The organism is Leptospira bandrabouensis (genome assembly GCF_004770905.1).
Taxonomy (GTDB): Bacteria; Spirochaetota; Leptospiria; order Leptospirales; family Leptospiraceae; genus Leptospira_A; species Leptospira_A bandrabouensis.
In genome coordinates this window covers 159,202-184,160 of record NZ_RQHT01000010.1, presented here as the reverse complement: position 1 = coordinate 184,160, position 24,959 = coordinate 159,202, and the positions used below count along the sequence as shown (strand labels likewise).

Annotated in this window: 22 protein-coding genes; 9 read left to right on the top strand and 13 right to left on the bottom strand. The window is 39.9% G+C overall.

The window, feature by feature from the left end; translation table 11 throughout:
• Position 1: 1 nt before the first annotated feature.
• Positions 2 to 2,140: a methylmalonyl-CoA mutase gene (scpA, locus tag EHR07_RS02990; protein WP_135743710.1), complete on the top strand. Its 2,139-nt coding sequence runs from the start codon at positions 2 to 4 to the stop codon at positions 2,138 to 2,140.
• A gap of 101 nt (positions 2,141 to 2,241) precedes the next feature.
• Positions 2,242 to 3,354: a methylmalonyl Co-A mutase-associated GTPase MeaB gene (gene meaB / locus EHR07_RS02985; RefSeq protein WP_135743709.1), complete on the top strand. Its 1,113-nt coding sequence runs from the start codon at positions 2,242 to 2,244 to the stop codon at positions 3,352 to 3,354.
• Positions 3,355 to 3,378: 24 nt separating this feature from the next.
• Here the strand turns inward: meaB and EHR07_RS02980 are convergent, their stop codons facing one another.
• The 7 genes from EHR07_RS02980 to EHR07_RS02950 form a co-directional block, all read right to left on the bottom strand.
• Positions 3,379 to 5,298 (bottom strand): Lnb N-terminal periplasmic domain-containing protein, encoded by a 1,920-nt coding sequence (locus tag EHR07_RS02980; RefSeq protein WP_135743708.1) that lies wholly within the window; start codon positions 5,296 to 5,298, stop codon positions 3,379 to 3,381.
• A gap of 57 nt (positions 5,299 to 5,355) precedes the next feature.
• A complete protein-coding gene (locus EHR07_RS02975) occupies positions 5,356 to 5,634 on the bottom strand; it encodes a hypothetical protein (protein WP_135743707.1) in 279 nt (92 codons plus the stop codon).
• A gap of 630 nt (positions 5,635 to 6,264) precedes the next feature.
• A complete protein-coding gene (locus EHR07_RS02970; protein ID WP_135743706.1) occupies positions 6,265 to 6,900 on the bottom strand; it encodes a response regulator in 636 nt (211 codons plus the stop codon).
• Positions 6,897 to 8,141 (bottom strand): histidine kinase, encoded by a 1,245-nt coding sequence (locus tag EHR07_RS02965; RefSeq protein ID WP_135743705.1) that lies wholly within the window; start codon positions 8,139 to 8,141, stop codon positions 6,897 to 6,899. The genes EHR07_RS02970 and EHR07_RS02965 overlap by 4 nt, the downstream gene beginning before the upstream one ends.
• A 50-nt stretch (positions 8,142 to 8,191) precedes the next feature.
• Complete coding sequence (locus tag EHR07_RS02960) at positions 8,192 to 8,554, bottom strand: PilZ domain-containing protein (RefSeq protein ID WP_135743704.1); 363 nt, start codon at positions 8,552 to 8,554, stop codon at positions 8,192 to 8,194.
• A 74-nt stretch (positions 8,555 to 8,628) separates the two neighbouring features.
• The gene (locus EHR07_RS02955; protein WP_135743703.1) at positions 8,629 to 11,832 is read right to left on the bottom strand and encodes an efflux RND transporter permease subunit; all 3,204 of its coding nucleotides are present in this window, start codon (positions 11,830 to 11,832) and stop codon (positions 8,629 to 8,631) included.
• 12 nt (positions 11,833 to 11,844) lie between these two features.
• Positions 11,845 to 13,725 carry a hypothetical protein gene (locus EHR07_RS02950; RefSeq protein WP_135743702.1) on the bottom strand — a complete coding sequence of 627 codons (1,881 nt, stop codon included), beginning with the start codon at positions 13,723 to 13,725 and terminating at the stop codon, positions 11,845 to 11,847.
• Positions 13,726 to 13,831: 106 nt separating this feature from the next.
• Here EHR07_RS02950 and EHR07_RS02945 point away from each other — a divergent pair, with 106 nt between their 5' ends.
• Genes EHR07_RS02945 through EHR07_RS02935 form a run of 3 tightly spaced genes read left to right on the top strand, consistent with a single transcriptional unit; the run spans position 13,832 to position 17,557 of the window.
• Positions 13,832 to 14,491, top strand: coding sequence for a MotA/TolQ/ExbB proton channel family protein (locus EHR07_RS02945; protein ID WP_004788069.1), 660 nt, complete (start codon positions 13,832 to 13,834; stop codon positions 14,489 to 14,491).
• An 11-nt stretch (positions 14,492 to 14,502) separates the two neighbouring features.
• Positions 14,503 to 15,144 (top strand): energy transducer TonB, encoded by a 642-nt coding sequence (locus EHR07_RS02940; RefSeq protein ID WP_135743701.1) that lies wholly within the window; start codon positions 14,503 to 14,505, stop codon positions 15,142 to 15,144.
• 1 nt (position 15,145) lies between these two features.
• Entirely contained in the window at positions 15,146 to 17,557 is a 2,412-nt protein-coding gene (locus EHR07_RS02935) for a fibronectin type III domain-containing protein (protein WP_135743700.1), read from the top strand.
• Between the two features lie 14 nt (positions 17,558 to 17,571).
• Here the strand turns inward: EHR07_RS02935 and EHR07_RS02930 are convergent, their stop codons facing one another.
• Genes EHR07_RS02930 through EHR07_RS02920 form a run of 3 tightly spaced genes read right to left on the bottom strand, consistent with a single transcriptional unit; the run spans position 17,572 to position 19,605 of the window.
• Positions 17,572 to 17,829: an LA_0364 family Cys-rich lipoprotein gene (locus EHR07_RS02930; RefSeq protein WP_135743699.1), complete on the bottom strand. Its 258-nt coding sequence runs from the start codon at positions 17,827 to 17,829 to the stop codon at positions 17,572 to 17,574.
• Positions 17,826 to 19,238: a UTP--glucose-1-phosphate uridylyltransferase gene (locus EHR07_RS02925; protein WP_135743698.1), complete on the bottom strand. Its 1,413-nt coding sequence runs from the start codon at positions 19,236 to 19,238 to the stop codon at positions 17,826 to 17,828. Before EHR07_RS02925 ends, EHR07_RS02930 begins: the two co-directional genes overlap by 4 nt.
• Position 19,239: 1 nt before the next feature.
• The gene (locus EHR07_RS02920; protein WP_135743697.1) at positions 19,240 to 19,605 is read right to left on the bottom strand and encodes a hypothetical protein; all 366 of its coding nucleotides are present in this window, start codon (positions 19,603 to 19,605) and stop codon (positions 19,240 to 19,242) included.
• A 115-nt stretch (positions 19,606 to 19,720) separates the two neighbouring features.
• Here EHR07_RS02920 and EHR07_RS02915 point away from each other — a divergent pair, with 115 nt between their 5' ends.
• Positions 19,721 to 20,563: an esterase/lipase family protein gene (locus tag EHR07_RS02915; RefSeq protein WP_135743696.1), complete on the top strand. Its 843-nt coding sequence runs from the start codon at positions 19,721 to 19,723 to the stop codon at positions 20,561 to 20,563.
• An 89-nt stretch (positions 20,564 to 20,652) separates the two neighbouring features.
• Here EHR07_RS02915 and EHR07_RS02910 read toward each other — a convergent pair whose 3' ends face one another.
• The 3 genes from EHR07_RS02910 to EHR07_RS02900 form a co-directional block, all read right to left on the bottom strand.
• Complete coding sequence (locus EHR07_RS02910; protein WP_135743695.1) at positions 20,653 to 21,099, bottom strand: four-helix bundle copper-binding protein; 447 nt, start codon at positions 21,097 to 21,099, stop codon at positions 20,653 to 20,655.
• A gap of 73 nt (positions 21,100 to 21,172) precedes the next feature.
• Complete coding sequence (locus EHR07_RS02905) at positions 21,173 to 21,544, bottom strand: hypothetical protein (RefSeq protein WP_135743694.1); 372 nt, start codon at positions 21,542 to 21,544, stop codon at positions 21,173 to 21,175.
• A gap of 40 nt (positions 21,545 to 21,584) precedes the next feature.
• Entirely contained in the window at positions 21,585 to 22,808 is a 1,224-nt protein-coding gene (locus EHR07_RS02900) for a TraB/GumN family protein (RefSeq protein ID WP_135743693.1), read from the bottom strand.
• Between the two features lie 60 nt (positions 22,809 to 22,868).
• Between EHR07_RS02900 and EHR07_RS02895 the strand changes: the two genes are divergently transcribed.
• Genes EHR07_RS02895 through EHR07_RS02885 form a run of 3 tightly spaced genes read left to right on the top strand, consistent with a single transcriptional unit; the run spans position 22,869 to position 24,812 of the window.
• Positions 22,869 to 23,372 carry a chemotaxis protein CheD gene (locus EHR07_RS02895; RefSeq protein ID WP_135743692.1) on the top strand — a complete coding sequence of 168 codons (504 nt, stop codon included), beginning with the start codon at positions 22,869 to 22,871 and terminating at the stop codon, positions 23,370 to 23,372.
• A gap of 6 nt (positions 23,373 to 23,378) precedes the next feature.
• On the top strand, positions 23,379 to 24,233 hold the full coding sequence (locus tag EHR07_RS02890) for an HDOD domain-containing protein (protein ID WP_135743691.1): 855 nt from the start codon (positions 23,379 to 23,381) through the stop codon (positions 24,231 to 24,233).
• 42 nt (positions 24,234 to 24,275) lie between these two features.
• The gene (locus EHR07_RS02885; protein ID WP_135743690.1) at positions 24,276 to 24,812 is read left to right on the top strand and encodes a shikimate kinase; all 537 of its coding nucleotides are present in this window, start codon (positions 24,276 to 24,278) and stop codon (positions 24,810 to 24,812) included.
• Positions 24,813 to 24,959: the final 147 nt, after the last annotated feature.

The window sequence follows — 24,959 nt, the reverse complement described above, 5'->3', positions numbered from 1 at the left end:
CATGAACAAACCTAATTTTGCAAATACTCCCCTTTCTTTTAGCGAAGGAAAACCGGATCCCAAGTCCATTTCCCTTTGGCAAACAGCAGAAGGAATCTCCATCCAATCTCGTTATGCGAAAACAGATTTGGAAGGAATGGAACACCTAAACTATGCGGCAGGGATTCCTCCTTATTTACGTGGCCCTTATTCCACAATGTATGTGAATAAACCTTGGACCATCCGCCAATATGCTGGGTTTTCCACAGCGGAAGAATCCAATGCCTTTTACCGTAGAAACTTAGCTGCCGGACAAAAGGGACTTTCTGTTGCCTTTGACCTTGCCACCCACCGTGGTTATGACTCTGACCATGAACGTGTGGTGGGAGATGTGGGAAAAGCAGGTGTAGCCATCGATTCGGTTTTGGATATGAAGATCCTCTTCGACCAAATTCCTCTCGACCAAATGTCTGTTTCCATGACGATGAATGGCGCTGTCATCCCAGTCCTTGCCTTCTACATAGTAGCTGCCGAAGAACAAGGAGTTTCGAAAGACAAACTCTCCGGTACCATCCAAAATGATATTCTGAAAGAGTTTATGGTGAGGAACACTTACATTTACCCACCGAAACATTCCATGAAAATCATTGCTGATATCTTTGGTTATACTTCCAAGTACATGCCTAAGTTTAACTCCATTTCCATTTCGGGATACCATATGCAAGAAGCGGGTGCTACAGCAGACTTAGAACTTGCCTACACACTTGCCGATGGATGGGAATACATCAAAACAGGAATTGCGTCCGGGCTTTCTGTAGATGAATTTGCCCCTCGCCTATCTTTTTTCTGGGCCATTGGAATGAACCATTTTATGGAGATTGCCAAGATGCGTGCGGGAAGGCTTCTTTGGGCAAAGATCGTCAACCAGTTCCAACCCAAATCCACGAAGTCTTTGGCACTTCGGACACACTGCCAAACCTCTGGTTGGTCACTCACCGAACAAGATCCTTTCAACAACGTAGGAAGGACTTGTATCGAAGCGATGGCCGCAGCTCTTGGGCACACCCAATCCTTACATACAAATGCATTAGATGAAGCCATTGCCCTTCCCACCGACTTCTCGGCAAGGATTGCAAGAAATACTCAGATTTATCTCCAAGAAGAAACCAACATCCACCGGGTCATTGATCCTTGGGGTGGTTCCTTCTATGTAGAAAAACTCACAAACGATTTAGTCCACAAAGCTTGGGCCCTCATTACCGAAGTACAAAAGTTAGGCGGTATGGCAGAGGCAATCGAAACAGGAATTCCTAAGATGCGAATTGAAGAAGCCTCTGCAAGAAAACAAGCCCGTATCGATTCTGGAAAGGATGTGATTGTTGGGGTCAACCGGTTCCGTTTGGACAAAGAAGCCCCTCTCGATATTTTAGACATTGATAATACTGCCGTTCGGATTGCCCAAATCAAACGATTGGAACAAATGAAAAAAGATAGAGATAGTTCTGCCGTAGAAGCCGCGTTAAATGCCATTACCAAATGTGCCGAAACCGGTGAAGGGAACCTTCTCGAACTCGCTGTGGATGCCGCAAGGAAACGTGCTTCTCTTGGTGAAATTTCTTATGCTATGGAAAAAGTATTTGGGAGGTACAAAGCTGTGATTCGTTCTATCTCTGGAGTGTATTCCTCTGAAATTTCCGAAGACAAAGGCTATTTAGAAGCAAGAGACCTAGCAGATGAATTTGCCAAATTAGAAGGGCGTCGCCCAAGAATCATGGTGGCCAAAATGGGCCAAGATGGACATGACCGTGGAGCCAAGGTGATCTCCACAAGTTTTGCTGATATGGGCTTTGACGTTGATATCGGGCCTTTGTTCCAAACACCGGCCGAGGTCGCCAAACAAGTCGTAGAAAATGACTGCCATATCTTGGGAGTGTCCTCTCTTGCTGCCGGTCACAAAACCCTTGTTCCCCAGGTGATTGAAGAGTTAAAAAAACTGGGTGCAGAAGATGTACTCGTGGTTGTGGGTGGGGTGATTCCTGCACAGGATTACGACTTCCTCTACAAATCAGGAGCTACGGCAATTTTTGGACCGGGCACTGTGATTTCAGAAGCTGCGAAACAAATTCTGAACATCCTTCTTGGTGAAAGAAGAGCTGCCTAAGTTCAAACTTAGCCAAGGGATCAATCCCACCAAACACCGGTTTACTGAAATCCATCAGTGGATCGGTTTTGGTTAGGATCTTTCCCAAAGAATCAACTAATATGGAAACACCAAACGAGGACATAGGCAAAAAGAATCAGGATTCCGTTTATGCGAATCCCAAATCCGCACTTTCTGTCAATCCCGGTGTCGCCGATGCCCCTGCCATTTCTCCTTACATTCGTGACCAAAGAAAAACTCTGAGCCGAAAAGATATTTCGGCAGAAGAACTTGCGGAAGGAATTCTTTCTGGGAACCGCACCCACCTTTCCAAAGCCATCACACTTGTAGAAAGTAATTTAGAAGCACATAATGACAAAGCCCAGGCCATTTTGGAGCTTGTGATGCCAAAGGTAGGCAATTCCATCCGGATGGGAATCACAGGTGTTCCCGGCGTTGGTAAGTCTACCTTTATTGAAAGTTTTGGAAGTTACCTTTTAGAACAAAACCGTAAACTTGCAGTCCTTGCCATTGATCCGAGTAGCCAAAGAACCAAAGGTTCCATTCTCGGCGATAAAACAAGAATGGAGATTCTTTCTAAATCAGAAAATGCCTTTATCCGACCCTCACCTAGCAGTGGTTCGCTTGGTGGAGTTGCAAGAAAAACAAGAGAGTCCATGTATCTCTGTGAAGCAGCCGGATTTGATACCATCATCATAGAAACTGTAGGTGTCGGACAATCCGAAACCCAAGTCCATTCCATGGTGGACTTTTTTTTATTACTCATGTTAGCCGGTGCCGGAGACGAACTCCAAGGAATCAAACGGGGAATTATGGAGATGGCTGACCTCATTGCCATCAATAAAGCCGACGGGCCCAATGAACCCTTTGCGATGCGAGCACGTGTGGAGTATGAATCTGCCCTCCACCTTTTCCCTGCCCCAGAATCCAAATGGACACCTAGGGCCACCACTTGCAGTGGGATCGGTGGAAAGGGAATTGATGAAATCTGGAAACTGATTTTAGATTATATCTCCACAACAAAATCAAACGGATATTATGCGAAAAATCGCGAGAACCAAACCCGGATGTGGTTTGAAGAAACTCTAAGAGAAGCGGTTTTAGAAAAGTTTTTTATGCGCCCTGGTAAAAAAGAGGCAATTACGGAATCGGAAAAAAAATTGATGTTGGGCCAGTCCACACTTCTAAAAGAAATCAAACGATTGATAGACTGATCTTTCACCAAACCCAAAATAGAATCAGAAGAAAAATTTTAATCCTGCTTGGTATTCGTTCCAATCCAGTTCTTTGGATTGGATTTGTTTGTATTTTAATTCCAATGATAGATTTTCAAGTATAGTCCAATTGATCTGAGATACAAATTCAGGGAAGTTTCCTCTTTCTCCCGCTACATAAGAACGATAATCTCCCGAAAATATCAATCCAAAAGATTCATAAATACGTATGAGAAGGCCAGTACTACTCACTCCACCTAAACGATATCCCCTTCCCCAGATGGGAGATTGGTCTACCCTGAGATCCAAAAAAGAAAACAAAACAAATTGATGTCTAAAAAAAGGATAAAATGGTTCAAATGAAACTCCATACCCTCCACTCGCATAACCATAGTATTCCGCTATTGGTTTTATGTAATTTTTCTCGGTATACAATGATTTAAGGCCTAAATCCAAACGCCAAGAGGGTTTCCAAATTTTTTGTCCAATGGGGTTTAAAGAAGTCATTTCCAAAACATGAAACTCTTGTATGACAGTTTGTTTTGTGTCTTCATAGAAACGTGCGTTCGTTCTTAAAAAAGAAATTTGATTGTATGGAGAATAACCAAGATAAGAATCTGTAAAATCTCGAAGGACCGGTCTATATTGAATTTCACTATAACCTCCATTTGTCGAATTTCCATGAGCCATTGTTATTTGTGATGGTGCATGGCTAAGAAGCGGATTGGATAATTTATCAATTTGGAAATAATTTGGTAACGAATTTAAAACTTGAACATCTCCTCTTTTATGTTCCGCTTCTGCATATAACTGTTGGTCTATGATTTCCATCTTTCCATAAGCTTTAATTTTATGAATGACTAGATGATCGATATAAATATCAAATAATAGTGTTCTTCGAACAGGATCTAATTCAAAGGCAGAATCCATATTCCCATCTACCATTTGGTCTAAAATCTTTTTTTCTGAAGAAGTTAAATAACCATATTTGTGTCTGTATCTTTCAATAATCGAAGGTCTAAACTGAACTTGTTCAATGAGTCCTGATTGTTTGGAAAGAATTTTCAAACTTTCTGTTGGCAGTAACATCACTGAAATTCGATCCGTAAGTCGCAGCGTTGGTCTTGCTACTTCGAGAAGTGTCAAAATGCGAAAGGAACAGTTTTCATCTAAAAAATAATAATCAAAATGGTTTTTAGACATCTCCCAAAGGTGGCGAGTCAACTGATCCACCTCCTCTTGATTCAAACTAAGTTTGAATTCCCAAAGATTTCGGTTTTCAAATTCATTATATTCATGAATTTTATATAAATATTTTTGGATTTCAAATGATCCGTGAAATCCACCTGCCATTCCATAAATCACAAACGAAATTGGATCGATGTTTCCAGGTACAGTTGCCGCATAATTTAATATCAAATCATCAGAAACAACTCCATTGGGTTTTTCCTCATTAAATTTGAGCATGGTGTGTCCAAAGAGAGAGGCAGGATGTTCTGGATGGAAAGACGCAAAGACCACAGAAACCGACTTGGCTCGCATTTGGTTTTTAAACTCAGGCCACTTAGGGCATTGGTTTTCCCAAGTTGGATCGGCGGGAAAACCAAAACGTTTTCGAATCCAATGGAACCTGGCAGGGAATTTGCATTCCATTCTGTATAATTCGTCTTTTGTTTTTTGAAAAATTTCCAAATGGGCTTTTAATTCTGAAGTTGGATTGGTTACTCCCTCCGGTGATAAAAAAAACGAAGGACCATCTGCCAAACTTTTATACTTCTTTGTCCATTTTGAAGATTGGTAATGAAGCAGAACAAGCCAGTCTCTTTCGAATGAGGCTCTTTCAATGGAATCTAAATCGGGGAAGTTTGAATCAGAAAGAATGGGTGATGCGAAAAGACAAAAGAATAAAAATTGGAAAATAAAAAATTGATAAAATTGGTTCAATGAAAGAGGAGAGAAGTTGGACTGACCAACAAAAGCCGAATCAGTCCAACAAAAAACTTACTTAACGCCAGTTGCTTGGCAAGCTTCAGTTGTAGAAATACGGCTTGTAGTGAACAAACCCTTAGTCGCAGGACCTTTTGCGTCAACAACTTGTGTTACACCTTCTTTGTTTAGGTCATCTAAACAAGCAGTAACAGGTGCTCCCCACATAGTAAAAATAGCTGGGTTCATTTGTGTAGCTGTCACTACTTCTTTTCCGCCAACTTTTGTTTTGTCGATGCTGTAACAATTTGCAACGAGTGCAGCAACTGCAGCCATGAGTAAAATTTTCTTCATAAATTCTCCTATGAAAGTGTAGCCAAGCCTATTCCTAGATTTTCTTTAGGCAATATTTTTTCGTATCCGAGACATTACAGAATAGTAAATTTTTAAATCTATTGTAAGAATTTTTGCCACTTAACTGGGATTTTCCCTTTCTTTTGGGGATAAAAAAAACCACCGTGGTCTCGGACACGATGGTATCTGCAGAAGCAAATTGACAATGAATGGAAATTGTTTGCTATTACCAATCAAAGAATAGGAAAGACTGGTATTAAACTCTCATTTTATCGCTCAAAATGAAACCTGTCTATGTACCAAATGGTATAAAAAAGGAGTAGAGGCAGAATTGAGAAAAACAGTGTACTTAGAAGAAGAACAGGGCTCGTTCGGGTCAAAACCTTTCAAACGGGTTTAGAGGATTACTTTTATATAGATTCGTTTATCGAATCCAATTCATTAAGAATACCAACACTAAAAAAGCAACCAACCACAGGAAAAGTCTTAGTTTGTGCCAGAAAACAGGAATCCAATCGAAGGAACTGAAACGCATCTTTTTCTTAACAAGGAAGCTGATGCGAACAGTGTAACCGATCTTAGGATATTTGTCCATTTACCAAATGGTATAAAACAGAAAGTTGTATCAGTTCAAAAAATTCCAAATTGCCGAGCTTTTTTCAACATTTGAACTCGAGTGTTCACTTGGAGTTTTTTATAGATGGCTTTAATTTGTTGCCTGACAGTTCCTACTGTGGTTCCAAATAGAGAAGCAATCTGGTTAGGATTATCTCCTTCTACAATTAGTTCCAGAATTTGTCTTTCTCTGGGAGTAAGAACTTCTACCCCACATAAGTCTGAATGGATTTGTGGTTTACGAAAACTTAACAAAACTTTTGCTGCGATCGAAGGAGAAATCACACTCCCACCATCTAATATTGTTTGGATGGTCTCAGGTAAAGATTCAAGTTCCGATTTCCATATATAACCAGAAGCTCCATTCCGAAGAGCGGAAAAGATTGCGTCATCCGTTTGTAAGGCGGAAATCACAAGGCTTTTTCTCGATTCCACTGCATGGTAAGTTTTGAGAACATCAATCCCACTCATCCCAGGAAGACCAATATCCAAAATGAGCAAATCCAAGTCCTTAGATTGTCCACTCGTCCAAAAATCTTCAGCCGAATTCCATGTGACAAAATTTAGATGAGAATTTTGTTTTAAAACACCACATAACGATTGCAAAAAATCTAAATTGTCTTCGATGATACCAATGGAAATAGATTTCATATTTGAAATAAACTCATTGGAAGTTTTATATCGATTTGATAAGGAAAATCGGTGATTTTAATATAGCCATTTAAAGCTTTAATTCTTTGGTATAACCCATGTTCACCGATTCCAAACTCAGACAAATCACTTTGATTTAATTTAAGTTCCTTAGTAGAATTTTCATTTTTTTGAGGTTGACCAAACCCGGCAAAAAACTGGAACTGTAAGTGATCTTGTGTTTTATCTACCTTCCAAGTCGAGGTCCCTTCTCCATGTCTTAAATCATTTGTAGTGATTTCTTTAAAGATTTGCAGAATATGGTGTGCCATCTCTGGATCTTTGATTTTGATGATCGGATCCTCTCCCAAACTCATCCACTCCAAGTTGATTCCACGACCAACTAATTTGTACCTTTTTTTTATAGACAACTTTAAACCATCTAACAATGATTCTTGGAACAATTCTCTTTGGTTTTCTTCTTGGACTTGGGTTCGTAAGGACTGTAAAGCGGACTCAGATAACTGTTTTATTTTTTGGATTTGGTTTTCCGAAACTTCTGTGGGAGACCTTTCCATCTTCTTAGCGAGTAAAACTAAATCCGTCAATTGTGAACCTAAACTATCATGAACGTCTTGGAAAAAAGTTCTACGTTTTTCTTCGAGTAACATCCCCCGGTAAGCAGCAATGTAACGAGTGCGAAACCACCAGTGGTTTAAAAAAAAGGCAACTAGAAACAAAGGGAAAATGGTGGACATCTCCCTCCATGTTTCGATCGGTATCACCGTTTGGTTGGCAAAGTAAACACGAAGGAGATAAATCAAGAGTACAAAAGACCATTCTAAAATGTACTGCCAAACAAGGCCTGGATAAAAGAAAGAAGATGTAGCAAGTAAGGCTGTGATAGTTAACCAATTTCTAGGATCAAAATAAGGAATCGTAGGATCGTGAAAACCAGTTTCAATTTCTACTAATACCAAAAGAAAAAAAGTCAAACGAACAATGATGGGAGCAAAACCAAAAAAACTTCTATAAAAAAAGGAAGTCAATACCAAGAGAATACTAAATACAAGTTGGATGGCAGATAAAATACAATTGGTTTGGTCTATTGCATTCCATTCCAAATAAACACTTTGGAGATACGCCAAACAATAAGCGAATCCAAGAAAATACAATTTGCTGATAATTTCAGAATAAACTGCGAGTAGAGAAATCGGTTCCAGAGGAATCCCACGAATGAGAGTAAAAAACTTTTGCAGCATGGGTGTTACCTGAGATTAAAACCGTTTGACGGGAAAGAACCTAACTCAAGCTAAATGGCCAACCGGCCAATATGTTCCAATAGAAGTTTTTGGTCGTCATCAAACATTTGATTGAATTCAAGACCTACTTCATAAAAAGCCCCTTCTCCAAATTCTTCCAATCTTACCACTTTTGCTTTTGGATATAAAACGTATTTCACATCAGGGAATCTTAATTCTAATTCCAATCGAGTTCCAAGGGGCATAGGTTCTTTGGTGCGAAACAAAAGTCCCCCTTCGGAAATGTCTTGGGAATCCCCTTCCCCTTTGTCTTTTGGTAAAAACTGGGCCGCGCCTGCCCCCGATTGGATCACACGATATGTGAGATGGACTTTTTCAGAGATTCGTTTGTAGATTCGGCGTTCGCTGGACATGATAGCAAGAGAACACCGAATTCAAAGTTTGGGCAAGTTTAAATTTATGCCAAAGAACTTACTAGGATAAAGGTCTAATCCTCTAAATCCTCAGGGCGAATTTCATAATCTGGGCGGAAAGCACCTTCAATTTTTTCGCGGATGCGGTCAATGTATCCAAACACGGCAGGCACTACAATGAGTGTGATAAGTGTGGATAATACAAGACCCCCGATGATGGCAATCCCCATAGCAGTTCTTGATTTGGATGCTTCTCCGATTCCCAATGCAATTGGCAAAGTTCCTGCAATCATCGCAAGGGAAGTCATAAGAATCGGACGAAGTCGTTTAGATCCTGCATCAAAAATTGCTTCATCCCTTGTCATTCCATGTTCTCTCATAGCAAGCATCGCATGGTCCACAAGCAGAATGGAGTTTTTAGCAACGAGTCCCATAAGGAGAATGAGTCCGATCATACTAAATAAATTCAACATCTCACCAGTTAAAGCAAGAGCAAAGAAGGCTCCCGAAATGGCAGGTGGGATAGCGAATAGAATTGTAATCGGTGTGATAAAGGATTCATATAGAGAAGCTAACACCAGATAGATGAAGATAAGAGCCATTCCAAAAGCAAGGACTATGTTTTGTAAAAGTTCCTTAAAGTCTTCCGATTGTCCCACAAAGGAATAGGTAATTCCTGGTGGTGGTGGAAGTTTGTCTTTTAGGATCTTTGTGGCTGCTTCCGAAGCCGAGGCAATCGCTCCCCCTGGTGCCAAGTTTGCATTGATAGGAACGACCCGTGACCGGTCTTCCCGGATAATCCGTGCAGGGGAACTACTTTCTTTTCCATCAGCAATGGCATTCAGAGGAATGAGTCGGTTTTGGATATTGGGAACTCTTGTTTCATAGAAAGACTTACGTAAGTTTCTTTGGTCTTCTTTCAAACGAAGTCTTACATCATATTCAATTCCATTTTCTAAATACTTTGCCACTTCCCCACCTTCGATATGGTAACGAAGTTCTGCTCCCATGACCCCGGCCACAACCCCAACGGTTTGCATTTTGGATCGGTTTGGTACAACTTGGAATTCAGGTTTCCCTGTTCTGTAAGTTGTGTCCACATCTGTAAGATCTGGGATTTTTCGTAATTCTTCCATTACTTTGAAAGAATATGCTTCTAAGTCTTTTAAGTTTTCACCCTTTAAGTTTAAGTTGAATGGATATTGAACTCCACCACCGATCGCCGAATAGTCGTTCACTTTCGGTCTTGCTTGTGGGTATTGTTTGAGGTATTCGCGGATTTGGTCTTTGACATCACCTGTAGTGCGTTTGCGGTATTCGGAAGGAAGGAGTGCCACACCAATGGTTGCAATATTGGATTCACCATCACTATTTCCCACAACCGTTGCCAAAAGTTCCAATTCTGGAACCGTTTTAATGATGGCATTTTGAATTTCTTTCACCACTTCTGCTGTCCCTTGTAAGGAAGTTCCTGGAGCCATCTCCACATTGACCATAAACTCACCTTGGTCGTTTGCAGGTAAGAAGGTCTTTTTTACAAAAGCGAGAGAAAAAATACTAGTAATCAATGTAAGGAAGGTTAACAAAATCACGGCCCAAGGTTTTTTTAGGGCAAATTTCATAATGATTCCGTACATTTTGTCCAGAAAATCTTGAAACTTATCAAAATTGCGGAGGACAATATTCTTCTTTTTATGGATATCCGTTTTCCCTGCAAAATAAGCAGATAACATTGGTGCTACGGTCAAACCATCAAATAACGAGATGATCATCGCAAAAACAACGGTGAGTCCAAACTGTTTGAAAAACTGACCTACAATTCCAGATAAAAATCCAATCGGTAAAAATACTGCAATCACCGTTAAGGAAGTTCCAATGACGGCAAGGGTTACCTCTTCCGTTCCTTTCCTTGCTGCAACAATCACCGATTCCCCTTCTTCTAGTTTGCGGAAAATATTTTCCCGAACCACAATGGCATCATCAACAAGAAGTCCCACGGCAAGTGAAAGAGCAAGCAAGGTCATTACGTTCATGGTAAAACCCATTGCATACATAATGATAAAGGCACCTAACATAGAGTTGGGGAGTGCCATTCCGGTAATTAAGGTGGAACGAACGTTCCCGAGGAAAAGATAAACTACGATGACTGCAAGTAAGATCCCAAGGATGATGGCAATCGTCACATCTTCAATATTTGCCCGAATCCATTTGGATCCGTCCCGAATCAGAATGACCTTTGGTGCTCCTTTTAAATCTTTGATTTGTGCGTTGATGGTATCAATTTTTCCGAGGATTCCATCGGCCACTTCTACTGTGTTGGCACCTGACTGTTTGTACACATCCAAAAAGAGAGCAGTTTTTTGAATTCTTTCTTTTTTAGGTGGTTCGTATTTGAATAATAACTTCCCGATGACAGAGGGTTCTTCGTGTTCTTCTGCACTAATCGGTGCATATAGCATACCCAATGTTTGGCGGTCTTGAAGAGTGTCCTTAACTTGGCCAAGGTCTTTGACTAAAACCCCTCGCCCAAACTCTCCTCCGAAGGAGACTACCGTATTTTCAATTTGCGATAAGGATTCATACTTAGCAACGGTCCGAAAGGAAGTTTCTTTATCACCACCTTCCACCTTTCCTGCCGGAATGTTTACGCCAGAGTTTTTGATCTGGTTTCCAATGGCTATGGCTGGGACTTGGTAGGAATTGATTTTGTTACGATCTAATTCAATATGAATTTCCCGACGAGAACCCCCTATGATTTTCACCGCACCAACGTTATTCACTTGCTCTAGTTTGGTTTTGATTTTTTCTTTTGCCAAATCATAGAGTTCTCCTTCTGGTAAATCAGCAAAAAGAGAAATCCTCATGATCGGTTGGTCCGAGGGATCAAACCTCTGGACCAGTGGTTCTTTAGAAGATTCAGGGAAGAGAGGTTTGACGCGAGCGGTTTTATCCCGAACTTGTTGCTCCGCGTATTTGATATCAGTGGTTAAGTTAAATTCCGCAAATACCATCGAAATCCCCTCTTGGTTTCTCGAGGTGATTCGTTTGAGGCCGGAGATAGAACTGAGTTCCTCTTCCAATGGTTTGGAGATGGAGGTTTCGATTTCCTCTGGCCCTGCCCCAGGATACACAGTCGATACCACGACAAAGGGAATATTGATGTCAGGGAAAAGGTCGACACCGATTCGTTTTAAGGAAATAAATCCTGTAATCACCATAATGATGACTAACGAAGAAATGAAAATGGGGCGTTTGATCGAAAAGGAAGCAATACTCATAAACTTTTTTCTCTATTTGAGCAATTTATATTCTTGGAGACAAGCAATACCGGAACTCTCTCTGTAAGTAGACAGTAACGTTGACTTACTATTCAAGATTTTTGTTCGATTTTCAAATTTTTCTTCTACAAAACTATCCGGACAAACATCACTCAATAAAAGAACGGAATCAAAATCTGTCCATTCTTTCCATCGGTATTTGTTATCGTTTCGTACCATCCCTTGTTTATAGGTCTTGAGTTTCATGGCAAGATCGAAATCCGAGGCAAGCACTCTACCTCGTGTATTGTATTTTTCTTCAAAATGGAAGGCATTGATGAGAATGTATTTTTTATCAGGTACGATCTGTTCGGCAATCTCCCTGGCAGGTTGGAAATCACTAACATTCATCCCACGGTAACAAAACATTTTTGTTTCATAAAATTTCCCGGACAAAATCCCTTGTGAATACAATGAATTCGAAAACACAAAAATTGAAGTGAGAAGGAAAACGGAAACTGATGCCAGTTTTTCCATTTTTGTCTCAGCTAACTCGTACAAACGCAAGATCCAAAGAAAACTCATAAGCCCGATGGCAGGGATAAACTGCAACACATGCCTCGGTTGTTTATTTCCTGTTGTTACTTCTAAAATGAGAAGTTCCAAAAACAAAATCAAAGTCCCTGCCAGAAGTGGATCTTTTAATTTGGATAGAAATTTGGTTCCCGATCGGAACAAAAAATAAAGAAGGGATAAAACAGAAAAAAGGATTAGAGTTCGAAACCCCCAGATAAAATCAAAAACCCCTGGCACGGAAGGATCGAGTCCTGGTTCTGTCCAAAGTGTTAAGAAAAAACTACGAGTGTAGGCATTCACAATCATTTGGGCATCGATAAGGGCATTGACCCGATCTGGGTTCATAAACAACCATAAAAAGGCCGGGAAAACTGCATAAATCCAAAGGACCACGGCAGTTTTTGGAAATACTTTTTTGATTTCATCTCTTTTGCGGAAAAAATAAACAGACAAATCAACAAACAATAGAAAGGTGATTCCAAACATAAACTGTTTGAAACCCTTTTGGTTGAGATTGATTTTTGTAACCACCCTTAAAACTGGCAAAGAAAATACCATAAGCACTACAAAAACTAAATATACGAGCCTTATACCTCTCGCATAATTTTTTAATAAATATACCAAAACATCTTTGTATTTAGCAGGGGATCTAAGTAACTCATAGGCAAAACAAGCCATAAAGAATAAAATTCCATAAGGATACTTAGTAAAATAAAAACCAAATAAAGAAAAGAAAACAAGCCACTTCGTTCCCGAATCAATTTCAGATTCTCTGTTGTCTGTATCGTACAAACGGTAGATTGCATAGATAGAAAACAAAAGAAAAAACATGGATTGAGTTTCTAACATCGAAGAAAGCGAATAAGCTGGCACTTCTCCCGTTTGGATGGTTAGGATAAATATCAGTCCTGAAAGAATTCCTGCCAATAACAAGGATTTTGTGATGCGATAAGAGATATAAACCAAACCAGGGTACACTAAAATTAAAAAGAATAGTCCTAAAAAAGAATCCCGATAGGTTTCGTAAGCATCAATTGGCAGAAATAGTGTAACAAAAGTTAGGACCGAACGAAGCGGAGGCCAAGTCGGACTTTCCAAAAATGGCATTATCCCACGAAACCAACTTCCGTTTCGAAAATCGACGTACTGATCCAAAACTTGATTGAGTCTGATGTTCTCATCCCAAGACAAAAAATCTTTGTTGGGGCAAAGGTTAAGAAAAGTCTTCCATGACTTTGTAGCATAGAACACTACCAAAGAAATACCAAAAATGATGAAAATAAACCCCAAAACACTGGGAAGAATGTTTTTTGCCTTCATACCAATCCTTGGAATCATTCTTTCTCCTAGGTCGACTTGGAATCAACCGAAGTTCTTTTTCTGCAATTTTTCTCTTTGATTACAGTCCAAGGTAGAGAATTCTGTCCGTTAGAAGGTTCCAAAAATGCAAGATTTCGTAGACCTTGGGGAAAAAATCATCTTCCTCGTTATGTTATTTGCGAGTATTCTCGCAATTGCCGTATTTATCGAAAGGTTGATTGTTTATAAACGTAATTTTAACAAAGAATCCGAGTCACTTCTCGATTCACTCACTCTTCTCATCCGCCATAGAGACTTAAAAGGGACAGAAAAACTCTTAGAAACTCACCCTATGGAAAATTCTTACACGCGGTTCATGCATTTTGTTTTGGAACGAGAAAAGGAAAACCACAAAGGCCTAGAAGAGCTGATGGAAGGGAAAATTTTGAAAGAAAAATTGGGTCTGGAAGAAAGACTCCCCATTCTCAACACCCTTGGAAATAACACTCCCTTCATCGGACTATTGGGAACGGTGCTTGGGGTCATCAAAGCCTTTTATGGTCTTGGTACTCTTGGAAACTCAGGAGCGGAAGTGGTGATGCGAAGTATCTCAACAGCCCTCCTAGCTACGGCCGCTGGACTTGCTGTGGCAATCCCTGTGGTGATGGCGAATAACTACTTCACTCGTAAAATGAAACTCATCATCGGACACTTAGAAATTCTTTCTAAAGAAATCCATGCCAGTTTTATCACGAGTGGAAAACACAACCAGTCCTCTAGTTCAACACCGAATATCCACCACTAGAAGATCCTTCCATGAAATCATTTACCTTATATCTGCAATACAAACTGAGACGGTTCGGGCTCTTTCGGGCCAGTCTCTTTGCCTCTGTTGGGTTGCACCTATTTTGTTATTTGATTTATTTTATACTCACACTTCCGAGCAGTGCTGCCTACCAAGAAACATCGATGGAAGATATGGATGTTTCCTTTGAAGAAATTCCTCCCGAACTCATTGGCGGAACTTCGAGTCCAGCCCCTGTCGAAAAACAAGAATGGGTGGAAGGATCCAGTAAAGATGCAGAAGAAAAACCTGATAACTCTGACTTAAATCCCAACCAACTATCAGGAAATGGAACCGATAAAGACGGGTATTTATTTTCCTTCAATGGAGATCGTCCTCCGACTCCCATCATTGACTTTGATTTGAAATCATATTTTCCAGAAGCTGCCAAGGCAGCAAACATCAGCCAAAAGACTGTGGTGGTGATGGTGCAGGTAGACGAACAAGGTGTTCTGCAAGGAGTCAAAATTGTTTCCGGCAGAGCAGGATACGGATTTGACGAAGCTGCCATTCGCATCATCCAAAGAGCTCGTTTTTCACCTGGTTATGATAAAGGGAAACCAACTCGAATGGCACATAGACTCCCTATCAGTTTTGATTTAGAAGAGGACTGAAATGTTAAGGAACAACAAACATAGAATCGCCATTGGAACTATTTTTATAGTGGTTTCAGTGATCATCGCCGGATTCCAGTCCAAACCCATTACCGGAAAAACAGAATCCAAATCCTCGGCAAGAAAACCAGGCCTAGTTCCCGATCCATTCGAACTCTACCAAACCATCCCCCCTTTCCGAGCCGAAGGAACCAGTTCCGACCTTCCTGGAAGTTTTGATCTTAGTAATGAATTCCCATCTCCCTCCGACCAAGGAATTTACAAAGATAACGTAGGTTATACGGTAGGGTATGGACTTATTTCCTATTTAGAGGCCAAAAAAAAAGGGATTCGGAATTTATCTGCCATCTCACCCAATTCTGCCAATGGACAAAAAGTGCTCTACTCACCTAACTTTATATACAACCAACTAAACAGTGGGAAAGACCAGGCAGTTTCTCTTTTGGATGCGTTGGTTCTTGCGGAAAGCCGAGGTTCTGTCTCTTTAGAACAAATGAACGAATCCTCTTCCAGTTTCCGCACAAGACCCAAAGCTGACATAGTCGAATTAGGAAGAAAAGCTAGGCTTCGAAGAATTTATCGAATCGAACCACATGATCTGACTTCCATCAAACTTGCATTAATCGAAAAAAAACCGGTACTCATAGGATACTTGGTTTATGAAAATTTTCGGGATCCAAAACCAGATACAGTTTTCGAAATCGGAACGGGTGAAATTTTAGGAGCACAGTCTCTTGTCATTTTAGGTTTTAATGATAAAAAGAAAGCATTCAAAGTATGGAATTCTTGGGGAACAACCTGGGGAGACCAAGGGTATTTATGGATCTCTTACGATACCTTCCCCAAATATACAAAGTCGGTTTATGTAGCCGACCCTGAAACGGAAAATGAACTCCTGACTCCAAACAAACTGAGTGATGCTTTGGAATCATTAGAATACGGGGAACACAACCTATATCCTCCCAAAGAAGTATTTGCTTCCCGAGGTGATTTTTCCGATCGCATTCGCATTAGTTGGTCGAGAGAAAAAAGAGCCATCGGTTATGAAGTTTATCGCAAACGAAAAATTGATAACAAATACCAATTGGTTGGTCTTTCCAAACAAGCCTTCTTCGAAGACTTCGGAATCCAAAAAAACACGGCCTACAATTACCGAGTGGCTAGTTTGGATGAAAATTTTCTTTCGAAAGCCTCTCTGGATTCAAACGATGGTTATGCGGTAGATCCCCCCAAACCTGCGGGAATTCTTCCTGTCACGAACCTTCGCGCAACAGTAGCTCCGACCAATGATCGAATTTTATTAGAATGGGACCCGCAACCTATCTCCACCACTTATGCCATTTATAAATGGAACCCCATGGCAAGGATCTACCGATTTTTGGGTAAAACAGAAAAAACATCCTACATTGATTTAAAAGCCAGTCGCAATGGAGATAGCGAGATCTACCAAGTGGTCCCGGAAAGAAACCAATTGATTGGTGAGTCTAGTTATTATGTTTCGGCTCACTTAGACCCGTCGGAAGTATTAAAACCAAGACCAATCAACCTAACCGCTTCCAAAGGTTTGTATGCGGGATCCACAATTTTGCAATGGGAAGGATCGCCGAGTGCTCTTAACTACCGTATCTTTCGTAAATCGAATGGATCATGGAAAGAAATTGCAAAAACTACAGAGTTACAGTTCAAAGATAATGAATCCACTGATACAGAATCTTTTTATGCAGTAGCTTCTGAATTTGAGGGGAACTTGTTTAGCCATCCTTCGGAACCAGACATTGGATTTCCTTCGCTTGTTGCAGGTAGGTCTTTAGGAATCAAACCTCCCGAACTCAATGTTTCTGAAAATCGAAAGACAAGCGAATTTTTATTCAGCTGGAATCCGATTCCCAAAGTTACATCATACAAAATTTATATGCGCAAAAAAAATGATCCGGAGTGGAGTCTTGTCAAAGAAACATCTGAGACAAATTTCAAATTACAAAATCTAACCAAAAATCAGTTTTATTTTTTTGCGATCCAATCTGTTTCCAAAGGGAGCGGTGAAAGTTTATTTTCAAAACCTGTGACATCAGTGATTTCAGAAACTGTAATCGATACAAAAAAAGTGAAAACTTTTGGAGAGTCCGCCATACAAAAGTTTATTGGGCCGTGGACTGCCATGTATTGGGACGGGAAAAACAAAATAAAACCGGTTCGATTGACCATTGAAGCTGAGGATGTGGAAGGAAACATCATCATGAAATGGAATGAAAACGAAATCTTTCGTGGCAAAAACATAGTAGATTCCGACCTACTGGAAGAAAAAGGCAAATGGAAAATTAAACTATCACCTAACTATGATTCTCTATCAGGTGAATTTGAAGATAAAGGATTAGTTCCTGAAAAAAGCCAACTGTCTTTTATTCGAGAGTAAATCAAAACCTGAAACTAAAAAACAGTTCCACTTTCGCAGTTTTTGCGACAAGTTTTCTCTAAACCGATACAACTTCCTACGAGTGCGGCCAAGTCTGGGCCGCTATAATCGGGGCTATTTGTCGCGATTTTATAAAATGCGTCATTTTTTAAAAAACAATTACCTTCTATCGTAGAACATTTATTTCGTTCGTAACATGCCGAACGAAACGAAAATGGCGAACCACAATTTACTAAAACAACGAGGGCAATGAATGGATAAAATAATTTCATAGAGTGATGGTTTCGTTTTCAAATTCATTTCTACCAAGTGAAGAAATGGATTTTAATTCACCCGATACATTCTGAAACAGAACTTTACCTTTGATCGTGATGGGGATATCAAATAAAATTTCACCTGTTACTTTCAATTCTTCACAATGCACTAAAGATGGATACTTTTGGAAAAGATGATCGAATTGATGTATTTTTTTATAATAGGTTTCATCAAGTTGGACAAGAATTTCCCCGAGCCCTGCCGCCTTTCTTTCCTTTGTCATCGTGAGTGAAAAATCAGAATTTAGTACATAGGCATCGGAACGACGAATCAAATAATCTTCTGTTTTTTTAACAGGGGCAAACCGGTCTCGTGGGATGATGATTCCTTTAAATTTAGAAAAATTTCCCACAGCACTTCCCATTGCCGTTTCTAATTGAATGACCGATTTTCCATCTACTTGTTTAGGATTGACAATGAGTGATAAAGAAAAGTTTCCTTGGTTGAATCTTTCTTTTAAGGCACGAAGATTGATCCAAAGATTGTTCGTTGAAAAAGTTCTAAATTTGCCTAGCCCACTAAACTCATTTTCATGTTCCTTGGGAACCTGAGCCGTTTCCAATAACTCATATTTTATGAATTTTCCACCAACCATTTTGCGGTAGATGGCTCCTCCCTTTTTGTCTGCTAAAGTTTTAGGAGTCATCTCCATTGCAAAATGAATGTTTTCTTTTAAAAGATAACTGACAATATGCGGATCAACGGTAGCTCCTAAGTTGTCCCCATTGGAAAGGAAAGCAATTTCATAACCTTTCGAAAGTAATTCATCCAAAATGCCTTCTTGCACCATCGTAAAATAAATATCACCATGTCCCGGTGGGCACCAATTTTCTTTTTCATTTTTGTTTTGGATGGGTGCAAAGGTTTCTGCATCTAACCTTGGAACTTTGTTTTGTAAAAAACTGGTTCGTAGAGTTTGTTTGAATCCGTTTTTTTCTAATTCCTTTTGTGAGTCTTTTTGTGTATTATAAGAATCCATAAAAAGGAGAGGAACATCAATTCCATACTCGGAACGAATGTACTCAATTTGTTTTGCCATAACCGCAAGAAAAGACATCGAATCCTTAATCGGTATGAGGGACTTTGCCTTATCCAAACCCATACTGGTTCCAAGACCGCCATTCAGTTTGATGACAACCAATTTGGAAAGTAAACTGAGATCGATAGGATAAGATGAATGGATGGATTCTAAAGAAATTTCATCGGTTTTTGGATCTAAATCGCCAACTTCTTCCCATTTGACAATTCCGGTTTCCCCGTTTCGCACAGCATCTACCTTTGTGATAAAATCGGCAATGAAGGCATCTGTGAGGCCTGCCGCTTTCATTGTTTCTCTGATCAGTTGGTCCGATTTCTGTTTGTCCATATTATTTCCCTTCGTGTGGTTCCCCAAGTTCAATCCGGTAAGGTTCCTCTGTGATCCCCGGATTCCATAAAAAAAATACGAGGATACTGCGACCCTCTTCTTTTGGAAGAGCAACGGTTTCTTTTCGTTCGTATTTTGGCATAAAAACTTCGAAATTGTACATCCAATATTTTCCCTTTTTTCTGGTTACTTGGCGTATCCCTTGTTTCAAAGGATCTATTCTCGTCAATTTTCCATAAGGAAGGGGGTATTTAGTTTCCCAAATTTGGGGTAAAAGTCTCGCTGCTTCTTCATAATTCCCTGGATTTGCCCAGAGAACTGTAGAGAAAAACCCAAAACATAAAATAAGTGAGAAACTCAAACGCATACGATTCTAAAAGGCAATCCTATGTGAGTACGGTTATCGGTCAATTCAGGAATTCTTCTGGTGTAGGAATTGATTTTCATAGACAAGAATTGAGTCTGGCAGAATTATTTAATTCATGTTTCGATTTATAGAATATCTGGAACGTTTTTGGGCGCTTTTATCGTTTTATCTCCCTAGCCATTTGTTTGTGGAAAACAATAAGGATAAAAACATTTTGATAGTCCCTGGTTTTCAGGCTGGGCGTTCCTACTATTCGAGACTTAAATCCAATTTAGATAACTTGGGTTTTAAAGTAGGAATTCTTTCCACTCTCAGAAACCCCCTCTCTTTGGAAGAAGCCGTCAAACATCTTGCCAGTCAAATCCTAACAGCGCCTAACGAAGTTACTTTGATTGCACACAATACGGGCGGACTCCTCGTTTTGATTTTACCTGACGAAGCCAGACGAAAAGTAAAACGACTCATCACTCTCGGTACTCCCTTTCATGGATCAGACCGATTTACGAATACAAGACAATCCTATTGGGGTTATGAATCGGATTGGGTAAAAACAAATTATAAAAATGCTTTGTTCTTTCCCCTCTTCCAACCTCTATCTGCCATTGAAGATTTTTCCTTTCCCCCACAAGAAAGTACAGAATTTGGCCAAGGTCGTGACTTATGGTTCGATATTCCTGGAAATTACAACTTAGTCAGAAGAAACGAAAACATTCGAACACTTAGAGAATTTTTAGGAACTCCTAAAGACAATATTGCCATACCTGCTTCACCAAAAGCTAATCCTGAATTTGCCGTTCCCAAAAAGATCGAAGTGGATTTTTCTAAATACGAACCATCGGTTTATAAAAAGAACCAAAAACAACTGGCGGCAAAAAAGAAGTCAGGAGCGAAAAAAGCCAAACCGGCACCAAAGCCAGTGGCCAAACCAAAACCTAAAAAAAAGGCGAAAAAACGTTAGATTTTTAGAGTTTTTTTAACAAAAAAAAACTGCCCGCCAAACAGCGGACAGTTTTTTCGTTCAAAATCAATCTTCAGTTAATCGATCTATTAAACTTTTTTTAACTCTTTCACACAAGCAAGGCAGCTGTCTCGGCACTCTTTACAAACGGCGTGGTGGTTAGCATGTTTATCACATTCTTTAGCACAGGCCTCACAAACTTCAATACAAAGGTTTGCTAATTTCTTTGTATAAGCGGAAGATTGACTTGCGAGTTTTACAAAGGATTCACATAAACTAATCACTTCTCTTGTACTTGTGGCACAAGCAGCTAAAGACTTATCTCCCTTTCCCAGTTCCGTAAGACAATGGCTAAGGCAAACTTCAGCTGCAAGTTGGCAATGCATCGCTGCCATCATTGCTTTGGAATACTTAGATTTTCCAGAAGAGGAAGCTGCCATCGTTGAGTGATCATGGTCTTCTGCCGAAAGTGTAGATAAAATTCCTGAAACGGCAACTGCCATCCCTGCTTTTTGTAATAATTCTTTGCGATTCATATCGTATAACCTCTGTTAAAATTTAAAAACAAATAAATTAAAAATCACTTCACCAAGAATTGGCGTGGTAATCTCAAATCAGAAGTCGGATCGTTTTTGTGGGAAAATAAGAAGGAGAACGGCGAGGGCCAGATACTAACCACTTTGTGGACGAATCAGGAAGGTATTGTGGTTTTACAGCGGAGAATCCATTCCAAACCACAAATTTCATCTGTTTCCAAATCGGGAAATCTGTTCCACTGGAAGTTTGTAGTTCTTCGTGTGTGATGGGGCACTCACAGGAATTAGTCGCATCCTCTTTGGAATCAGCGGTTTGGTGGCAAGGCGGAACAGATGCCCGCTCCACAAACTTTTCTGCAGAAGTACAAAACCCAAATACGGATGATTTACACCCTAAATAAGTGAGAAAAATTAGAATGAATCCAATTGCAAACTTACGTTTCATACTCTTCTGCTACAGTGCTTAGACGACTCTATCTTACTCTTTAAAATAAATTCTTCAAGCCTTTTCCTGCGACAATAAAAGTACCAATGGTCGATCCAAATTGAGGAAGGAAAAAAACGAGAAAAATATGAAGGACACGGTTTTTCCAAAAACCTGCCACGGATTCTGAATCTTCTGCGATATGTTCGAAGTCTTCCACAAGAGGTTTCCGCAAATAGGATTCCGAAAGAGCACTGACCCAACCTGCTTTAAAGATGGGCACAAAAGTTCCAATCGGAGCTGTGATAAAGGCAAGTAAAATTGAAATGGGATGTGCCCAAGCGATGAGAGCACCAAGTGCAGCCAGTCCCCCTTTGATATAAATGAGTTTTGAAAATAAATCCATCCCTGCTTCCCCACCTTGGCTCCAAGTAGTGTAACCAATGAGGCCTGCAAAAAAAACAGGATATAAAATAATACTAATATTGTCCCACCATTTGCGTTTGGGAACTTCATCTAACACGGATAAATCGTTAATTGATTGAATATTTCGTTCGATCCCAGCTAAATGACCAGCACCTACAACAGCCAAAACTTTTTTTGCCGACTTCCCTTCCGCAGCTTGTCTTATTTTTTCTGCTAAATAAACGTCTCTTTCATCAATGATAACATGTTTGACCGATTCATATTTTTTGGGAATTTGAGAAAACAGGTCTTTTAAAATATCATCTGATTTCATTTCTTCGATTTTATCATCTGAGACATCTTCCCGAACGAGAAGCGAAGCAAGAAGAGCACTAAATAAATACATTTTAGAGAAAAAACCTACATTTCCCCAAGACCTTTTCAGTGTGGTCTGGATTTCGCGGTCTACTGCCACCACTGGTTTTTTTAATTTTCTTCCCAGAGTGATCGCTTTTCGCATTTCATCCCCAGGTTTGATATCTTTGTTTCCAATTTTTTTCTGAAAAGAAGAAAGGATAAGACTGGATAAAAGTAACCACATCTTTCTTTCTTTAAAAACTTTAAATATATCTAATTTTTTTAGATAATCGGGGTCTTCTACCGACTTCATTCGTGATTCACATAACTCTACACAAATGATATCTGGTTTCAGTGCCTGAATCATTTTTTCGACTTCTTCTACACTTTGTTTGGAGACATGTGCGGTTCCAAGGATGTGAACTTCTGATTTTCCGATGGTTTGGAAAAGATAAGGTTCCGTTGTTTTGAAACCTTTTTTGGTAGATTTTCTTGTGGGAGTTGATTTTTTGATTGAACGCATAAGGAAAGGTTACTATCTATAATACCTAAGTAACGGTTCCACTCTCTAGAAACAAGTAGAATGTCTATAAAATCCAAAATCATCAATGTGGGAATTGCCGACATCAAGGTCGGAAAAGATATGGATGTGCTCCGAACTACATTGGGTTCGTGCATAGGAATCGTTTTGTATGATCCAGAACAGAAAGTGGGTGCCATCTCCCATATCATGCTTGCCAAAGATCCCACAGGCAAAGATGCGGTGAAGTTTCCGCACAAGTACGGGGAAACGGCTCTACCCATCCTCATTGAGATGATGAAACAACAAGGTTCCAATATTGGGCAATATTCTTGTCGTATGTTTGGTGGAGCCTCCATGTTCAAAGGAATCAACTCCCAGTTTTTGCAGAACATCGGGGAACAGAATATCATTATTGTCAAAAAATTTATGGAAGAGAATAAAATCCCTGTCATTGTGGAAGATGTGGCAGGGAACGAAGGAAGAACTATCAGTCTTTATTGCGACGACGGACGCGTATTGTTAAAAAAAGCTGGTATGGAAAAATACCTTTATAAGGTGCGTTAGGCGAATATGCTAAAATCAAAGGTTGATGAAATACTACAAGACGTAAATAAACTGCCTGCCATTTCGGCTGTTGTCTCAAAGGTATTGGAAAAACTCCAAAAGCCAGACGTAAATATTGCAGACCTGGCGCAGGAAATTTCGAAAGACCCTGCCATCACGGCCAACGTAATCAAACTTTCCAACTCGGCTTATTATAGAGCATCTAAACCCATTCGTACGGTCCAAGAAGCACTGATGACTCTTGGAATCAAAACGGTAAAAGAAATTGTACTTCTCACAGCTGCTAAAGGGATCCTCTCCCAAGATCTAAATAGTTACCAATTAGAGGCAGCCCAACTTTGGACCTCTTCTTTACTCGTAGCCGAACTTTCTAGTAAAATTGTACAACATAAAAAACTTAAAATTGATAAGGATCTTGCCTTTACTTCTGGATTACTATGTAGTGTGGGAAAAATTGTTCTCGCACAGTTTTTCAGCCCTGTCATGATGCAAATCAAGGCAGATCTAAAAGACAACCAAGAACCCTTCCCTAACTTAGAGAAAAAATACTTTGGGTACACTCACATGGAAGTGTCCGAAAATCTTTTGAAACGTTGGAACTTCCCGCAGGAATTGACGGATGTGGTGGCAAATTACCTCACACCAGAAAATTCCAAAAACAATCCGATCCTTACTTCTGTAGTACATATTGCGAGTATCCTCATTGTTGTTTCTGGAATCGGAATCGATATCGGTGGTGAATCTGTTCCCATTTCTCCTTTTGCACTTAGCCAAACGGGTGTTACAGAAGCAGATATAGAAACTTATTTTGTGCACATTCCTGACTTACAAGCCGGTCTTGCCGATTTACTCAACGTATAGTTTTTAACCACCATACTTTAACAAACGTTTGAACCAAATTTTATGAACATAATATTCATTGGAGCAAGAGGCGCAGGTAAATCCAAGGTCTCACGTTCCCTTTCTAAAAAAACAGACTTCCCCGTTGTTTCAACCGATTCCACAGCCGTTTACGAAGCTGGTGGAATCTCCATTCCCAGTTTTGTGGAAAAGTATGATTGGAAAAAATTCCGTGAATTAGAATATTCTATTTTGCAAAAGCTCGAAAATGCCAACGGGATCATTTTGGATTGTGGAGGTGGGATTTTATTTGATTTGGACGAATCTGGAAATGAAATTCCAAGCAGGAGAAAACTAGATATCTTAAGAAAAATCGGACGGATTGTGTATCTGGAACGGGATTTAGAAGAATTAATTGAAAAAGTCAAGGGAGATTCCACAAGACCCGACCTTTCCAAGGTAAATTCCTACCGTTCGATTTTGGAAAAACGGTTGCCCGTTTACCAAGAAGCCGCTCATTTTAAACTGAATTTATCCAAACTCACAAAAGAAGAAGCCGCCGAACGAGTGCTCGATTGGCTTGGGATCAAATCCAAATAAAGGATCTATTTCTCTTTTAACACGAGAAACTTCTCCCGACTGATTCCGAGTTGGAACGTCGTTTTTAAGATGATTCCCTCCATAACGTGCCGCCATGAAAGGCACCCCACCCAAAATCCACGACCCATCCTTACGGTCTCAAGAAAT

Coding starts and splice junctions, on each gene's coding strand:
- scpA (WP_135743710.1), top strand. CDS start 2: ATGAACAAACCTAATTTTGCAAATACTCCCCTTTCTTTTAGCGAAGGA.
- meaB (WP_135743709.1), top strand. CDS start 2,242: ATGGAAACACCAAACGAGGACATAGGCAAAAAGAATCAGGATTCCGTT.
- EHR07_RS02975 (WP_135743707.1), bottom strand. CDS start 5,634: ATGAAGAAAATTTTACTCATGGCTGCAGTTGCTGCACTCGTTGCAAAT.
- EHR07_RS02970 (WP_135743706.1), bottom strand. CDS start 6,900: ATGAAATCTATTTCCATTGGTATCATCGAAGACAATTTAGATTTTTTG.
- EHR07_RS02965 (WP_135743705.1), bottom strand. CDS start 8,141: ATGCTGCAAAAGTTTTTTACTCTCATTCGTGGGATTCCTCTGGAACCG.
- EHR07_RS02960 (WP_135743704.1), bottom strand. CDS start 8,554: ATGTCCAGCGAACGCCGAATCTACAAACGAATCTCTGAAAAAGTCCAT.
- EHR07_RS02955 (WP_135743703.1), bottom strand. CDS start 11,832: ATGAGTATTGCTTCCTTTTCGATCAAACGCCCCATTTTCATTTCTTCG.
- EHR07_RS02950 (WP_135743702.1), bottom strand. CDS start 13,725: ATGATTCCAAGGATTGGTATGAAGGCAAAAAACATTCTTCCCAGTGTT.
- EHR07_RS02945 (WP_004788069.1), top strand. CDS start 13,832: ATGCAAGATTTCGTAGACCTTGGGGAAAAAATCATCTTCCTCGTTATG.
- EHR07_RS02940 (WP_135743701.1), top strand. CDS start 14,503: ATGAAATCATTTACCTTATATCTGCAATACAAACTGAGACGGTTCGGG.
- EHR07_RS02935 (WP_135743700.1), top strand. CDS start 15,146: ATGTTAAGGAACAACAAACATAGAATCGCCATTGGAACTATTTTTATA.
- EHR07_RS02930 (WP_135743699.1), bottom strand. CDS start 17,829: ATGAAATTATTTTATCCATTCATTGCCCTCGTTGTTTTAGTAAATTGT.
- EHR07_RS02925 (WP_135743698.1), bottom strand. CDS start 19,238: ATGGACAAACAGAAATCGGACCAACTGATCAGAGAAACAATGAAAGCG.
- EHR07_RS02920 (WP_135743697.1), bottom strand. CDS start 19,605: ATGCGTTTGAGTTTCTCACTTATTTTATGTTTTGGGTTTTTCTCTACA.
- EHR07_RS02915 (WP_135743696.1), top strand. CDS start 19,721: ATGTTTCGATTTATAGAATATCTGGAACGTTTTTGGGCGCTTTTATCG.
- EHR07_RS02910 (WP_135743695.1), bottom strand. CDS start 21,099: ATGAATCGCAAAGAATTATTACAAAAAGCAGGGATGGCAGTTGCCGTT.
- EHR07_RS02905 (WP_135743694.1), bottom strand. CDS start 21,544: ATGAAACGTAAGTTTGCAATTGGATTCATTCTAATTTTTCTCACTTAT.
- EHR07_RS02900 (WP_135743693.1), bottom strand. CDS start 22,808: ATGCGTTCAATCAAAAAATCAACTCCCACAAGAAAATCTACCAAAAAA.
- EHR07_RS02895 (WP_135743692.1), top strand. CDS start 22,869: ATGTCTATAAAATCCAAAATCATCAATGTGGGAATTGCCGACATCAAG.
- EHR07_RS02890 (WP_135743691.1), top strand. CDS start 23,379: ATGCTAAAATCAAAGGTTGATGAAATACTACAAGACGTAAATAAACTG.
- EHR07_RS02885 (WP_135743690.1), top strand. CDS start 24,276: ATGAACATAATATTCATTGGAGCAAGAGGCGCAGGTAAATCCAAGGTC.